Origin of the sequence: Verminephrobacter aporrectodeae subsp. tuberculatae At4, assembly GCF_000193225.1 — a bacterium.
Lineage (GTDB): Bacteria > Pseudomonadota > Gammaproteobacteria > Burkholderiales > Burkholderiaceae_C > Acidovorax > Acidovorax aporrectodeae.
The window spans coordinates 1-13,778 of the sequence record NZ_AFAL01000019.1; the positions used below are offsets into that span (position 1 = coordinate 1).

At 67.3% G+C, this 13,778-nt stretch carries 12 protein-coding genes and 1 pseudogene; 6 read left to right on the forward strand and 7 right to left on the reverse strand.

Annotated elements, in window-relative coordinates:
• From VTU_RS0100425 to VTU_RS0100435, 3 genes are all read left to right on the forward strand, one after another.
• Window positions 1–1,228, forward strand: a 1,228-nt coding sequence (locus VTU_RS0100425; RefSeq protein WP_322835857.1) for an MFS transporter, incomplete at its 5' end; no start/stop codon positions are given.
• A complete protein-coding gene (locus tag VTU_RS0100430) occupies window positions 1,225–2,133 on the forward strand; it encodes a pyridoxal-phosphate dependent enzyme (protein WP_010099764.1) in 909 nt (302 codons plus the stop codon). The genes VTU_RS0100425 and VTU_RS0100430, both read left to right, overlap by 4 nt.
• A gap of 372 nt (window positions 2,134–2,505) precedes the next feature.
• On the forward strand, window positions 2,506–2,856 hold the full coding sequence (locus VTU_RS0100435; RefSeq protein ID WP_010099766.1) for a DUF805 domain-containing protein: 351 nt from the start codon (window positions 2,506–2,508) through the stop codon (window positions 2,854–2,856).
• A gap of 62 nt (window positions 2,857–2,918) precedes the next feature.
• On the opposite strand, the gene groL is transcribed toward VTU_RS0100435, so the two are convergent.
• Together groL and VTU_RS0100445 are read right to left on the reverse strand one after the other, a co-directional pair.
• A complete protein-coding gene (gene groL / locus VTU_RS0100440) occupies window positions 2,919–4,565 on the reverse strand; it encodes a chaperonin GroEL (protein ID WP_010099768.1) in 1,647 nt (548 codons plus the stop codon).
• Window positions 4,566–4,613: 48 nt separating this feature from the next.
• Window positions 4,614–4,904 carry a co-chaperone GroES gene (locus VTU_RS0100445; protein WP_010099769.1) on the reverse strand — a complete coding sequence of 97 codons (291 nt, stop codon included), beginning with the start codon at window positions 4,902–4,904 and terminating at the stop codon, window positions 4,614–4,616.
• A 347-nt stretch (window positions 4,905–5,251) separates the two neighbouring features.
• On the opposite strand from VTU_RS0100445, the gene VTU_RS0100450 reads away from it, so the two are divergent.
• Window positions 5,252–6,952, forward strand: coding sequence for an MFS transporter (locus VTU_RS0100450; RefSeq protein WP_050809405.1), 1,701 nt, complete (start codon window positions 5,252–5,254; stop codon window positions 6,950–6,952).
• 4 nt (window positions 6,953–6,956) lie between these two features.
• On the opposite strand, the gene mltA is transcribed toward VTU_RS0100450, so the two are convergent.
• Window positions 6,957–8,114 (reverse strand): murein transglycosylase A, encoded by a 1,158-nt coding sequence (gene mltA / locus VTU_RS0100455; RefSeq protein WP_010099773.1) that lies wholly within the window; start codon window positions 8,112–8,114, stop codon window positions 6,957–6,959.
• Here mltA and VTU_RS35365 point away from each other — a divergent pair.
• Window positions 8,113–8,235, forward strand: coding sequence for a hypothetical protein (locus VTU_RS35365; RefSeq protein WP_010099775.1), 123 nt, complete (start codon window positions 8,113–8,115; stop codon window positions 8,233–8,235). The two genes, mltA and VTU_RS35365, sit on opposite strands and share 2 nt — an antisense overlap.
• A gap of 36 nt (window positions 8,236–8,271) precedes the next feature.
• Here the strand turns inward: VTU_RS35365 and VTU_RS0100465 are convergent, their stop codons facing one another.
• The gene (locus VTU_RS0100465; protein ID WP_010099777.1) at window positions 8,272–9,180 is read right to left on the reverse strand and encodes a LysR family transcriptional regulator; all 909 of its coding nucleotides are present in this window, start codon (window positions 9,178–9,180) and stop codon (window positions 8,272–8,274) included.
• A gap of 145 nt (window positions 9,181–9,325) precedes the next feature.
• On the opposite strand from VTU_RS0100465, the gene VTU_RS25090 reads away from it, so the two are divergent.
• The gene (locus VTU_RS25090; RefSeq protein WP_050809404.1) at window positions 9,326–10,699 is read left to right on the forward strand and encodes a DHA2 family efflux MFS transporter permease subunit; all 1,374 of its coding nucleotides are present in this window, start codon (window positions 9,326–9,328) and stop codon (window positions 10,697–10,699) included.
• Between the two features lie 118 nt (window positions 10,700–10,817).
• Here the strand turns inward: VTU_RS25090 and VTU_RS0100475 are convergent, their stop codons facing one another.
• The 3 genes and pseudogenes from VTU_RS0100475 to VTU_RS0100485 form a co-directional block, all read right to left on the reverse strand.
• Window positions 10,818–11,450: a response regulator transcription factor gene (locus VTU_RS0100475; RefSeq protein ID WP_010099780.1), complete on the reverse strand. Its 633-nt coding sequence runs from the start codon at window positions 11,448–11,450 to the stop codon at window positions 10,818–10,820.
• Window positions 11,450–13,482: pseudogene (locus VTU_RS25095) on the reverse strand (sensor histidine kinase). Before VTU_RS25095 ends, VTU_RS0100475 begins: the two are co-directional and overlap by 1 nt.
• A gap of 34 nt (window positions 13,483–13,516) precedes the next feature.
• On the reverse strand, window positions 13,517–13,778 hold a 262-nt coding region (locus VTU_RS0100485; RefSeq protein ID WP_010099785.1), incomplete at its 5' end, for a hypothetical protein.

A 13,778-nucleotide genomic window follows, 5' to 3' on the forward strand; every position in this document is an offset into this window, starting at 1 on the left:
CATTCCGGAACTCCCGGGTGCCACCTGGCTCCTGAGCCTAGCCCAGGCCCTCAACCTAACCTGCGCCGTCATCTCCGTGACTGTCGCTGCCATTGTCGGGGCTCGCCTCGCCGCAAGTCCCGCACTCGCCACGGTGCCTTACGGAGCGCAGTTCGCCAGCGTAATGGTGTGTACCTTCCCCGCCTCAATGCTAATGCGACGTCTTGGCCGCCGCGTGGTCTTCACGTTCGGGGCGCTCGTCCTCATATGCGCCGGACTGCTCGGGTTTGTCGCCGTCGCGCGTGGCAGTTTCGTGCTGCTGACCGCGGCACATGTCGCCCTCGGGATGTACGTCGCGTGCGCTAACTTCTACCGCTTCGCGGCGGTTGACGATGTCGAGCCCACGGCCAAGGCGCGCGCGATCTCAGTTGTCGTCGCGGGCGGTGTGTTGGCGGCCGTGGCAGGGCCGGCCATCGCGGACTGGCTGAAAGTCGTCCCTGGCTACGCGGACTTCTCGCTCTGCTACGCGGCGTTCTCCGTGCTTGGCGTAGCCACCTTGCTGCTGATGGCGGCCTGGAGGCCACGGACGGCGAGTGCCCCCGCCGCCGCTCCGATCAAATTCCTGACTCCCATGACGTCTACGGCGGGGGCGCCGCTCGACAGCAACCTGGCCGTCGGCATCGCGATCTTCTGCTCGGCCGGCGGCTACTTCCTGATGAACCTGCTCATGGTCCAGGCGTCGCTCGTGATGAAGGACATTTGCTCCTTCTCGGCCACCTCAGACGCGATTGAGATCCATGTACTCGCGATGTTCGTGCCCTCATTCGTCACGGGTTTAATCATCGCGCGCGTGGGCTTGAAGCGGACGCTGATGGCGGGCTTCTTTTTGCTCGGTGCGGCGATGACCTTCGGCTCACTGGTCCCTTCATATGCAGTCGTAGTCGCATCTCTTACCCTGCTAGGGCTGGGTTGGAACCTGACTTATGTCGGCGGTGGTGCGCTGCTGGCACAGAACGTCCCGGATCGAAGCCGCCACCGCTGGCAGGGTGTCAACGACACTGTCATTGCGGCCTGCGCCACGCTGGGGGCGCTTCTGCCAGCCCCGATGATGGCCGTGTTCGGGTGGAACCGATCGAACGTGTTGCTTTCCTCGATCTGCGTTGCGGGCCTGCTGCTGTGCTGGCGCGGGCTGCCTCGGGCAACCCCCGGCCTACTCTTACGTACGGCAGGCACCGCGTCGAAACCATGAGCGGGCATTTCCTTGCGGCAGCGGTCCGCCCCGGCTCGACAAGCGCCCTTCGCCAGGTCGAACCGCGATTGCTTGTCAAATTTGAACTGGATAACGCTGGCGCCAGCCACAAGGTGCGTGCGGCGCGCCACATCGTGCGCTGCGCGGTCGAGACGGGGGAAATCATCCCCGGTCGGACTACCGTAATCGAGAAGACCGGCGGCAATTTCGGTCTGGGACTGCTACTGGCGTGCGCCGACATCAACGTCCCGGTTGAATTGGCCGTCGGCCTGTCGTTTAGCCCGATCAAGAGGCGATTTCTCGAGTTAAGCGGAGCTAGGCTGATCGGGGTCGACCAACTGCAGGCGGGCGCCACGCCTCGGGAGGTGGTCGAGTGGCACCTTGCCAATGCCACCGCGCTCGGCAAATCCTACTTCTACACGGATCAGTTCAACAATCCCGGCAGCGTCGTGGCGCACGAGTACGAGACCGGCCCAGAGATTGTCGACCAATTGAAGGCGTTCGACGGCCTGCGTTCGCTGACCTTCGTCAGTTGCGCTGGCACGGGCGCGCACCTGACGGGCATCACGCGCGCACTGCGGCGCGCGGGGCTCGCGGTGGACGTGACTCTCGTCGAGCCCGCGGGATGCGACAGCCGTAACAGCGTCTTCGTTAGTCATCGCTTCGAAGGCATGGCCGTTGGGGTAAATCCGCCTCTACTTGATTGGGGCTTGGTGACACACACGGTGCAGGTTGACTACGCGGCGATGTTCGAAGCGCAACAACGCTTCGCCACCGCGCATGGCTACCTGGTTGGCAATACCTCGGCGGCGTGTCTTGCGGTCGCGCTTGAACTCGCGGACCGAGCGAAGGGGTCACACAAGGTACTGACGATCGCGTACGACCACGGGCTCTGGTACGCATGAGCCAGCGGGCAATACAGGCCCGGAGCGCCTCAGTGTCGGCCCGCCACGACCTACAGCGCTGTGCGCGCAGCCTCGTCGGACGCGTAGATGCTGCCCCCAGTGGCCACCTAAATCGGAAAAGACTGAGAGCCTGTGAAGATATGTTAACGTGAAAGATATCGTCTCCGAAGCGAGCGGGCTCCTGACCTGACGCCGGCCGGGACGCAAGATACGGCGATGACGCAAGCAATCAGACTGCTGGGTATTTCGGCGAGCGTGACCGCCCATTTCGGCAAATAGGTAAGCGCCGAAATGTCGTGCGTGCGACATCGTGCTTGCGCTTTGCGTCGATTCCTCATGCGGCTCCACTATCATCCCGTAACACAACGTTATGTGACTTTTATCCAGGGGGATTCGATCGTGGGTTTTTTCTCGGCCGTCAAAAGCTGCCTGAGGCAGTACGTGGGCTTCTCGGGGCGCGCAACACGCGATGAGTTCTGGTGGTTTTTCCTGTTCCAGTGGCTGCTTCAGATGGGGTTCCTGATACTCGGCGTCACACTGGACAAAGTGTTTTTCACCATCGGTTGGGGGCTTATGATCCTGCTGCTCCTGCCGGCATGGGCCGTGGGTGCGCGCCGTCTGCACGATATCGGCCGCTCGGGCTGGCTGCAAGCAGTCCCTTTCGTGTACCCGGTGCTGCTGTACCGGTGGGCGCAGCCAAGCAAGGAGTCCGGTGAGGAATGAAAAAAAGCCCGCAGGCCGTGAGGTCTGCGGGCCTTGCTGCGCAACAGGATGCGCGGTCAGGTTTACATGCCCATGCCGCCCATATCAGGCATGCCGCCGCCCATGCCGCCGCCGCCCGGGGCATCGTCCTTCGGGGCCTCGGCCACCATGGCCTCGGTCGTGAGCAGCAGCGAAGCCACGGAAGCGGCGTTCTGCAGTGCAGTGCGGGTGACCTTCGTGGGGTCCAGAATGCCCAGTTCGAGCATGTCGCCGTAGGTGTCGTTGGCGGCATTGAAGCCGTAGTTGCCCTTGCCGGCGAGCACCGCGTTGACCACCACCGAGGCTTCGCCGCCGGCGTTGTTCACGATTTCGCGCAGCGGTGCTTCGATGGCCTTGAGCACCAGCTTGATGCCCGCGTCCTGGTCGGCGTTGTCCCCCTTGATGGAACTGCCTACGGCCTGCCGGGCGCGCAGCAGGGCCACGCCGCCGCCGGCGATGATGCCCTCTTCCACCGCCGCACGGGTGGCGTGCAGTGCGTCTTCCACGCGGGCCTTCTTTTCCTTCATTTCGACTTCGGTGGCAGCGCCCACCTTGATCACGGCCACACCGCCGGCGAGCTTGGCTACACGCTCTTGCAGCTTTTCGCGGTCGTAGTCGGAGGTGGCTTCCTCGATCTGCACGCGCACCTGCTTGACGCGTGCCTGGATGTCGGCAGCGGCGCCGGCGCCGTCGATGATGATGGTGTTTTCCTTGCCCACTTCGATGCGCTTGGCCTGTCCCAGGTCGGCCAGCGTCACCTTCTCGAGCGTCAGGCCCACTTCTTCGGCGATGACCTTGCCGCCCGTCAGGATGGCAATGTCTTCGAGCATGGCCTTGCGGCGGTCGCCAAAGCCCGGAGCCTTCACGGCAACGACCTTGAGGATGCCGCGGATGGTGTTCACCACCAGCGTTGCCAGGGCTTCACCCTCGACTTCTTCGGCGATGATCAGCAGGGGACGGCTGGCCTTGGCGACCTGCTCGAGCGTGGGCAGCAGGTCACGGATGTTGCTGATCTTCTTGTCGAACAGCAGCACGAAGGGGTTGTCCAGAATCGCGGCCTGCTTGTCCGGGTTGTTGATGAAGTAGGGCGACAGGTAGCCGCGGTCGAACTGCATGCCTTCGACGACGTCGAGCTCGGACTCGAGCGACTTGCCGTCTTCCACGGTGATCACGCCTTCCTTGCCGACCTTGTCCATGGCGTCTGCAATCAGCTTGCCGATGGTCTCGTCGGCGTTTGCCGAGATCGCGCCGACCTGGGCGATTTCCTTGGAGGTCGTGGTCGGCTTGGACGCCTTCTTGAGCTCTGCCACCAGGGCGATCACGGTCTTGTCGATGCCGCGCTTGAGGTCCATGGGGTTGATCCCTGCGGCCACGTACTTGAAGCCTTCGCGCACGATGGCCTGCGCCAGCACGGTGGCGGTGGTGGTGCCGTCACCGGCGTTGTCGCTGGTCTTGGAAGCCACTTCCTTGACGAGCTGCGCGCCCATGTTCTGCAACTTGTCCTTGAGTTCGATCTCCTTGGCCACGGACACGCCGTCCTTGGTCACGGTGGGGGCGCCGAACGAGCGCTCGATGACCACGTTGCGGCCCTTGGGGCCCAACGTCACCTTGACCGCGTTGGCCAGGATGTTCACGCCTTCAATCATGCGCGAGCGGGCTTCGCCGCCGAAAACCACGTCTTTTGCTGCCATTTGATATCTCCGGATAGGGTAAAAATTCTGCTCTGGAACGCTGTGAAATTACTTCTCGACCACGGCAAACAGGTCGTCCTCCTTCATGACCAGCAGCTCGTCGCCGTCCACCTTGACGGTCTGGCCCGAGTACTTGCCGAACAGAACGCGGTCGCCGACCTTCACGTTCAGGACGATCAGCTCGCCCTTGTCGTTCTTCTTGCCGGGGCCGACGGCCAGCACCTCACCTTGATCAGGCTTTTCCGCGGCGTTGTCAGGGATCACGATGCCCGAGGCCGTCGTGGTTTCGCTTTCGACACGCTTGACGATCACACGATCGTGCAGAGGGCGAAGTTTCATTGCATTGCTCCTGTTTTTCAGTAAAAAAGCGGAATGGATTTCGGCGCCCGGACCTCCGGGCGCCACCGAACTTCCGACAGACAAGCGGTTTCTGGCACTCGTTCGCGGAGACTGCTAATGATACGGGCATTTGTCGCCGTTTCAAGACGTCCCTGGCGCGCGCAAGACAATAACTGTGTTGCTGCTCCGCAAAGGTTCCGGGAAAGCGGCGTGCCGCGCGGGGCCGTGCGCTTGTGCGGTTGCGCCGAGCACGCTGCGTTCGCTGGCCGCGCGCCCGCGCGGCGTCCGGGGTCTCGTGTCCTGTGCGCGGCGGCGCGGCGCGCCAAGCCGTCGCACAATATGTGCGCATGTCCTCCCCTTCCCCCGAAAGCGCGCCCCGCGCTGCGCCCGCTGAACCCGCCGCTGCTGCGGCGCCCGAGTCTGCCGGGCCTGAGTCACTTTCCGATCCTGCGGCCGGGCAGGGCGTCGCAGCGTTTCCTGGCGTGCCGCTGTCCGCGCTCGCGCCGCTGTTCGTGCCGGTGTTCCGCATGCTCTGGATCGCCTGGCTGGTGGCGAATATCTGCATGTGGATGAACGACGTCGCGGCCGCCTGGCTCATGACCACGCTCACCGCCTCGCCGCTCCTCGTGGCGCTGGTGCAGTCCGCGTCCACGCTGCCGGTGTTCTTGCTCGGTCTGCCCAGCGGCGCGCTGGCCGACATCCTGGACCGGCGGCGCTACTTCATCGCCACGCAATTCTGGGTGGCGATCGTGGCGCTGGTGCTGTGCGTGGCCGTCATCGCCGGCGGCATGACGGCGCCCCTGCTGCTGGCGCTGACCTTTGCCAATGGCATCGGTCTGGCCATGCGCTGGCCGGTGTTCGCGGCCGTGGTTCCGGAGCTGGTGGAGCGCGCGCAGCTGCCCGCTGCGCTGGCGCTCAACGGGGTGGCCATGAACGCCTCGCGCATCATCGGCCCGCTGCTCGCGGGCGCCATCATCGCGAGCGCGGGCAGCGCCTGGGTGTTCGTGCTCAACGCCGTGCTGTCGGTGCTCTCGGGCCTGGTCATCATGCGCTGGAAGCGCGCGCATACGCCCAGCCCGCTGGGGCGCGAGCGCCTGCCCAGCGCCATGCGCGTGGGCTTGCAGTTCGTGCGCCAGTCGCCGCGCATGCGCGCCGTGCTGTGGCGCATCGCGATTTATTTCCTGCACGCCACGGCGCTGCTGGCGCTGCTGCCCCTGCTGGCGCGGGGGCTGGAGGGTGGCGACGCGGGAACCTTCACCCTGCTGCTCGCCGCCATGGGCCTGGGTGCCATCGTGGCGGCGCTGTTCTTGCCGCGCCTGCGCCAGAGCATGGCGCGCGACGTGCTCGTGCTGCGCGGCACCCTGTTGCAGGCGCTCGCCAGCGCGGTGATGGCCGTGGCGCCGAACGTCTACGTGGCCGTTCCCGCGATGTTCATCGGAGGCATGGCCTGGATCACCACCGCCAACGCCCTGAGCGTATCCGCGCAGCTGGCCCTGCCCAACTGGGTGCGCGCGCGCGGCATGTCGATCTACCAGATGGCGGTCATGGGAGCGACCGCGCTGGGCGCCGCCCTGTGGGGCCAGGTGGCGGCGCTCGGCGGCGTGCACGTCAGCCTGGCGCTCGCGGCGCTCTCGGGGGGGCTGGCCATGGCGCTGGTGCAGCGCCTGGTGCTCGACCGCAGCATGGAGGAGGACCTGAGTCCTTCGCGCGCCTTCAAGGCGCCGGTGGCCGAGATCGCGCCCGAGGCCGGCCGCGTGGTGGTGAGCATCGAGTACTTCATCGACCCGGCGCGCAGCGCGGAATTTCGCGCGCTGATGCAGGAGAGCCGCCGCAGCCGTCTGCGCCAGGGCGCGCTGTCGTGGCAGTTGCAGCACGACATCGCCGACCCCGCGCGCTTCGTCGAGCAGATCGAGGATGAATCCTGGACCGAGCATCTGCGCCGCTTCGACCGCGTCACCGCGCACGACGTGGCGCTGCGCGAGCGCAAGCTGGCGTTTCATACGCGCGAGACGGCGCCCGTGGTCGCGCGCCTGCTGGTGCAGCGCTGACGGTTCAGGGGAGCGGGGTCTGCCGCGGCCAGAGCGCCCACAGCCGCAGGCTTTGCTTCAGGCGTCCCGCGACTTCGCCCGCCTCGGGGCCCGAGCCGGTGAAGAAGTCCGCGCGCACGGCGCCGAGGATGGCGCTGCCCGTGTCCTGCGCGAGCACCATGCGCTGGAGCGGCGCCTGGGGCCCCGGGGAGGCGAGCCACACGGGCGTGCCGTAGGGAATGCTCTGGCGGTCCACGGCAATCGACCGGCCGGGAGTCAGCGGCACCCCCTGGGCGCCGCGCGGTCCGGCGTCGAGTGTGCTCAGCGGCTCTTCGCGGAAGAACACGTAGCGCGGATTGCTCCACAGCAGCTCGTGGCTGCGCTGCGGGTTGGCGGCAGTCCAGGCGCGGATTCCGGGCCAGCTGGCGTCGCGCACCAGACCCTGATCGAGCAGCCAGCGGCCCGGGCTTTGGTAAGGCTGCCCATTGGTTCCCGCGTAGGCCACGCGCACCAGCGACACCGAAGCGTCGGCCTCGGCGATGCGCAGCCGGCCCGAGCCCTGGATATGCAGCAGCAGCGCGTCAAGCGGCTCGCGCAGCCAGGCGATGGCCCGGCCCTGCAACGCGGCCTGCGCTTCGGGCAGGGTGTCGATCTGCTGGCGCGTGTACCAGGGCCGGTGCGCGTCCAGCCCGGCGGGCGCGCGGTGGATCGGCACGGTGAACCCGTTGCCGGGTTGGCGCGCCGCGTCCAGCAGGGGTTCGTAGTACGCCGTCAGCAGGCCCTCGGCGTTGCCGTCGGTGGTTTCCACGCGGTAGGGTTGCAGGCTTGCGACGAGCCAGGCGCGCTGCTCGTCGGCGCTGGCGATGATCAGCCGGCGCACCTCGCCGCACAGCGCGCCGAACGGGGGGGCAGGGCGCTCGCAGCTCCTGATCCAGGCGTTCCAGGCCTCGTGCAGCGCGTCCTCGGCAAAGCCCGGCAGCTCCGCCCAGCGCACCGCAACCCAGCGGCTCTTGGGCTGCGTCAGCGGCGGCGGCAGCGGGGCCGTGTCGAGCGGCAACGCCACGGCGCCGGGCGGCGCGATGGCCTCGGGCAGGGAAGGGGAGGGCGCGGGCGGCGTGGAGCAGGCGGCCAACGTTCCTACAATCAGCGCCGTCGATACCCGGCGCAGGAAGGTCGATTTCATGGGACTGATTTTGCTCGAAGCGCTGCTGGCGCTGGTGCTGCTCGTGGCCATCGTGTGGTGGACCATGTTCTGCGGCCGCTCGCGCGGTGAGCGCAGACCGCCGCCGAACGACGCGGAGTAGTCCGGACGGTGACCTTGCGCAGCCGATGCACTGGCCTCAAAGCGGCGCCTGAGGCCATGTCTTCGTGGACAAGAGATCGCGGATACACCCACGCAACCAACGTTGCGCAGGGTCGGCGCTGAAGCGCGGATGCCACGCCTGGACGACCCGCTCTGGCGCGAGCTGTAGCGGCAGCTGAAAGGTCGTCAGGTGCAGGGGTCTCTGGACGCTCTGGGCAAAACGCGCAGGCGCTGTTGCCACCAGGTCCGAGCGTGCCGCCGCCATGAGCGCTGCATAGGGACTGGGCACGGTGAGCACGACGAAGCGTTGCTGGCCAGCTCCGGCCAGCTCCCCGTCGATCGGGCTGCCCGGCTTGCCGCGATGCAGCACGGCGACATGGCGCTCTGCCGCAAAGCGCTCGAGGGTCATGGGCCCCGCCGCGAGCATCGGATGCCCCTTGCGGACGGCACCCAGGAGGCTCTGCTCAAACAAGAGCTCCGTTTCTATCTCCTGCCCCCGGTCGTGAATCGCACCGATGTCCAGATCGACCTGGCCCTCGCGCAGGCTGGCGAGGTCGCCGTCGGAATCGGCGATGAAGCGCAACCGGGCGCTAGGCATCACCTCCTGCAATGCCCCCGCGAGTGCGGCCCCGAAGACGATGGACACGCCGTCGGGCGCACGGACGACGAACGTTCGCTCCACATGGATCAAGCCCGCGTCGCCGGGGGAAAGCAAGGCCACGGCTTCTTCCACGAGCTTGCGAACCGGTGCGCGCATTTCCTGCGCGCGCACCGTCGGCACGAAACGGCGCCCGGCGCGCACCAGGATTTGATCCCCCGTGGCTTCCCGGATGCGCGCCAAGGTATGGCTCATGGCCGGTGTGCTGACGTGCATCCGCTTGGCAGCCCCACTCACACTGCCCTCTGCCAGCAATGCGTCGAGCGCGGCGAGGAGATTCAAATTCATGGTTGACTTCAAGTGAACTCAGCGTTCAGAACATTGCACTTTACATGGGGTCATCCCCCCCATGAAACTCTCGACTCCAGGACACATTCAGGAGCACAGAGAGGCCATGCAACCCACTTCATGCAAGAACAGGATCGTCGTTGCCATGCTCGTTTTGGTGCTGGTGCTCGCGGCGCTCGACCAGACCATCGTGGCGACTGCGCTGCCGACCATCGCAGCCGATCTGCAGGGGCACGGACAACTGACCTGGGTCTTCTCGACCTACCTCGTCGCTTCGACGGCCGTCATCCCACTGTATGGACGACTGGCCGACGCGCATGGACCGCGCGCGACGCTGCTGTTTGCCTGTCTGATCTTCGTCGCAGGCTCGATGCTGTGCGGTCTCAGCAGGGACATGTCCGAACTACTGATCGCGCGCGCCGTTCAGGGACTGGGCGCAGGAGGCCTGATGACGCTGACGATGCTGGCCGTCGGCGACGTCGTGCCGCCAACGCGTCGGGGCCAGTTCCAAGGGCTCCTTGGGAGCATGTACGGACTGGCAACGCTCTTCGGCCCGCCGCTGGGAGGATGGTTGACGGACCAGTTTTCCTGGCGATGGGCGTTTCTCCTCAACGTTCCCCCGGGGCTCATCGTGCTGCTGGTGCTCGCCGTCCTCTACCGGCCAGCGGGCCGCACGCGGGCGGGCGCGGTGGACTATCCGGGAGCCCTCCTCCTGGCCATGGCGTTGGTCACCGGGCTTCTTGCCACGCGAGCCCGTGCAGAAGATGGCGTCCATGCGCTCCTCCCGATCGCAGCCATTGGCTTGCTTGCCGCGTTCGTCTGGCTTGAGTCGAAGGTCGCCAACCCGATTCTTCCCCTGCGTTTGTTCCGTCGCAGCGCATTCACGCTCAGCAGCGTTCTGAGCGCCAGCACGCGCCTGGCCTTGTTCACGGCGGTCGTCTTCGTGCCCCTGCATCTGCAGTACAGCGCGAAGCTGGGGTCCGCGCAGGCGGGGCTGCACCTGCTGCCCCTGATGCTGGCGATCACCGCCGCGTCGGTCGTTGGCGGAAAACGGATGGGCCGGCGCGGCACCGCGCGAGCGCTCGCCATCGCGGGGTCGATGGCCATGGCCGGCGCCTATGTCGGATTGGCGCTGTCCACAGCGAGCGCAAACCGGGAGGCCATGCTGCTTGCGCTCGGCGTCCTGGGCCTGGGCATCGGGCTCACGATCCCGGTGACAACGATCGCGTGTCAACGCACCGCGCAAAGCCAGGACCAGGGCATTGCCACCGCCAGTGCCATCATGTTTCGCACCGTCGGAGGCGCCTTGGGTGTTTCCCTTCTGGGCGCGCTGCTCGCGCAGGGAATCCAGCCTCCGCCCGGAGGATTCGATTCCGCAGAGGGCTTTGCAGCAGCCTTCTCGACGGCCTTGCAGCCTCTGTTCTGGGTGTCCGCGCTGGTCTGTTCCATCGCAGGTGTCGCCGCCCTTGGAATGCCGCAAGCCTTATTTCCGTCCCGTACCCATGAGCGTTTGCAGTGAGCCCAGGAGTTGGTTGGCTGCGGAACGGTTTCCAAGCGCAGCGTGGGCATCGATTGGCGGGGCAGCGCACGGACTCCGCCGCCCGCTCCCCTGAAGAGCCGTTGCCGCGCGCCGGCGCTCAATCCCCCGTGCGCAGCAGGTTCGCCAGTTCCACGGCCGACCTGACCTGCATTTTTTCGAACACGCGCGCGCGGTGTACCTCCACCGTGCGCACGCTGATGTCCAGTTGGTCGGCGATGAGCTTGTTTGGCAGGCCCGCGACGACGCGCGTGAGCACTTCGCGTTCGCGCTCCGTGAGGTCGCGCAGCCGGTCCTGCAGGCAGTTGCGCGCACGCAGCTGCGCCAGGCGCCGCGCCGATTCGGCGAGCGCCTGTTCGATGCGGTCCACCAGCGCGTTGTTGGAGAACGGCTTTTCACAGAAATCGAAGGCACCGCGCTTGACGCTGGCCACCGCCGTGGGCACGTCGGCGTGGCCCGTGAGAAAGATCACCGGCATTCCCGCCAGGTCGCCGCGCGCCGCGAGCAGCTCGAACAGCGCCAGCCCGCTCATCGCGGGCATGCGCACGTCGAGCAGCAGGCAGCGGGGCTGGTGTTGTTGCGTGCGGCGGCTCTGCAGCATGGCGTCGAAGGCTTCGGCGCTGGCGAAGGCTTCGCTGGGCAGTCTGCGCGAACGCAGCAGCCAGGCCAGCGCCTCGCGCACGCCGGCGTCGTCGTCGACGATGTATACGGTGGCGTCGGACGCGGGCTGCATCAGGCGTCGCCCGCGCCGCATGGGCCCTGGGCGGCGGGCAGGGTGAAGCGAAATACCGTGCCGCGCGGCGCGTGCGCCGCGAATCCGAGGGAACCACCGTGCTGTTCGATCACCGTGCGGCACATGCTCAGGCCCAGGCCCATGCCCTCCGGGCGGGTGCTGAAGAAGGGGGTGAAGAGTTTCTCTGCCACCGCGGGCGCGATTCCACTTCCCAGGTCGGTGACGGAAAACTCGATCCAGCCGCCGGGCTGCTCGCAGGGCGCGCGGTACGCCCGGATGTCGAGCACGCGCGGGGACACGGCGGGCGCGTCCATGGCCTGCATGGCGTTGCGCGCCAGGTTCAGCAGCACCTGCTCGACCATGGTCCGCTCGCACAGCGCGGGGGCCAGGCCGGGCTCGACGGTGGTGTGCACGCGCACGCCGAGCTTGCGCGCCTGCAGGCTCACCAGCGGCAAGATGGCGTCGAGCAGTTGCTGCACGGGGGTCTCCTCGCGCGCCCGGGAACGCCGGCGCACGAAGTTGTGCACGCTCTTGATGACCCGGCCGGCGCGCTCTGCCTGGTGGGCGATCTGGCGCATGGCGGTGCGCATGTCCTGTAGCGCGTCGCAGGCATCCGCGGCCAGGTCCGCCGGGATCGCGCGCTCCAGAAGGTTCAGCGAGCCGTTGGCGTAGCTGGAGATGGCGGCCAGCGGCTGGTTCAGTTCGTGGCCCAGCAGCGACGCCATCTCGCCCACCGTCGCCAGCCGCGCGCTGGCCTGCAGGCGCTCCTGCGACGCGCGCGAGAGTTCCTCCACGCGCCGCTGCTCGCTGAGTCCAGAAACGCGCTCATCCAGCCGGTGTGCTGGCCCTGGGCGTTGATGAGCGGCGCCTCGATGATCAGCACCGCAAACCGGGTCCCGTCCTTGCGCATGAATTCCGATTCGAAGCCCTCGCGCGGCGGCGTATGGCCCGCGAAGCGGATCGCCTGGCCCTGGCGGTATTCCTGCACCCGCTCGGGCGGCCAGTAGGGGGCCGACAGGCTGTGCCCCATCAGCTCCTGGGCGTTGAAGCCGACCATTTCGCAGAACGCCGGGTTGACGTAGGTGATGCGCCCCTGCAGGTCGCGCGCGCGCAGGCCGGTGACCAAGGAGTCTTCCATGGCCTTGCGAAACGCCAGCGCCTCGGCCAGGTCGCGTTCGGCGCGCAGGCGGCGGCGGTTGTCGCGCACCAGCACCGCGACCACGCTCACGAGCGCAATCGACATCGCGCTCACCAGCGCGCTGAGCACGTTCGGGAACAGATGCGGCGCCGCGTGCCAGCTCTCCATGCGCAGCACCAGCGTGCTGCCCGGCAGGTCCAGCAGATGCTGCGCGCTGAATCTGCGCAGGCCCTGGCTGGTCGCGCCGAGCACCGCCAGGCGTGTGCCGTCGGTCTCGGTGAGCGAGGCTTCCTGGCTGCGCGTGAGGTTGTGCGCCACCAGGTTCCCGAGGAGGTCCTGCAGGGCGTAGCTGGCAAGCAGAAAGCGCGCGCCCAGGGGCACGCACAGTTCCATGTGCTCGGCGCCGAGCCCGTCGCCGTGCGGCTGAAAGTAGCTCCCGGAGTACGCCGGCTCGCCCAGGCGGCGGGCGTTGGCGCAGGCGATGGCCCGGTCCGGCGGGCTGCCGTCGTGCAGCGGGCTGTTCCAGGCCACGGGGCGGTACGGCGACTGCACATGGCCGAGCAGCCGCAGATCGGCGTCGCGCAGTTCGATGCGCAGCAGCTCGCGCCGATTGCGCAGCAGTTCGGATGCATCCCCCTCCCACGCCTGCTGCCCGGGCAGCGCTTGCAGGCTCTGCAGGTTGCGCGTGAGCGCCACGCGGATGTCGGACACGGCGTCGGCCGCGTCGCGCTCGAGCTGCTCCTGCACCTGGCTGGCCTCGTAGCGTCCGGCGAGCCAGACCATGGTGGCGAGCACCGCGAGCACGAGCAGCACGAGCGCCGTCCACAGCGACCAGCGCCGCCATGCGCCGCGCCAGCGCTGCATCAGGGTGTGCCCGGCGCTCACGGCACGCATTGCACGCCGGAGCGCATCCGGATGGCGGCGGCTTTCATCGGGGCTCTCCGCGGGTCTCCGGGGTTGTGTGGACAGAGTCATCGGCGAAATCATCCGCGGAGTCATCGGCAGAGTCATCAGCGGGAGCGGTCGGGGTGGAATCGCCGGGGTCGGTCGCGCGGCCCTTGCGCCGAATGCGCACGACGCGCGGCTCGCTCCAGGTTCCATCGACGCGGAACTCCCGCGTTGCGGCCTCGATCAGCGGGCGGCGCAGAAAGATCTGCGCCAGGAAGCTGCCCAGGCCGATCACGGGATTG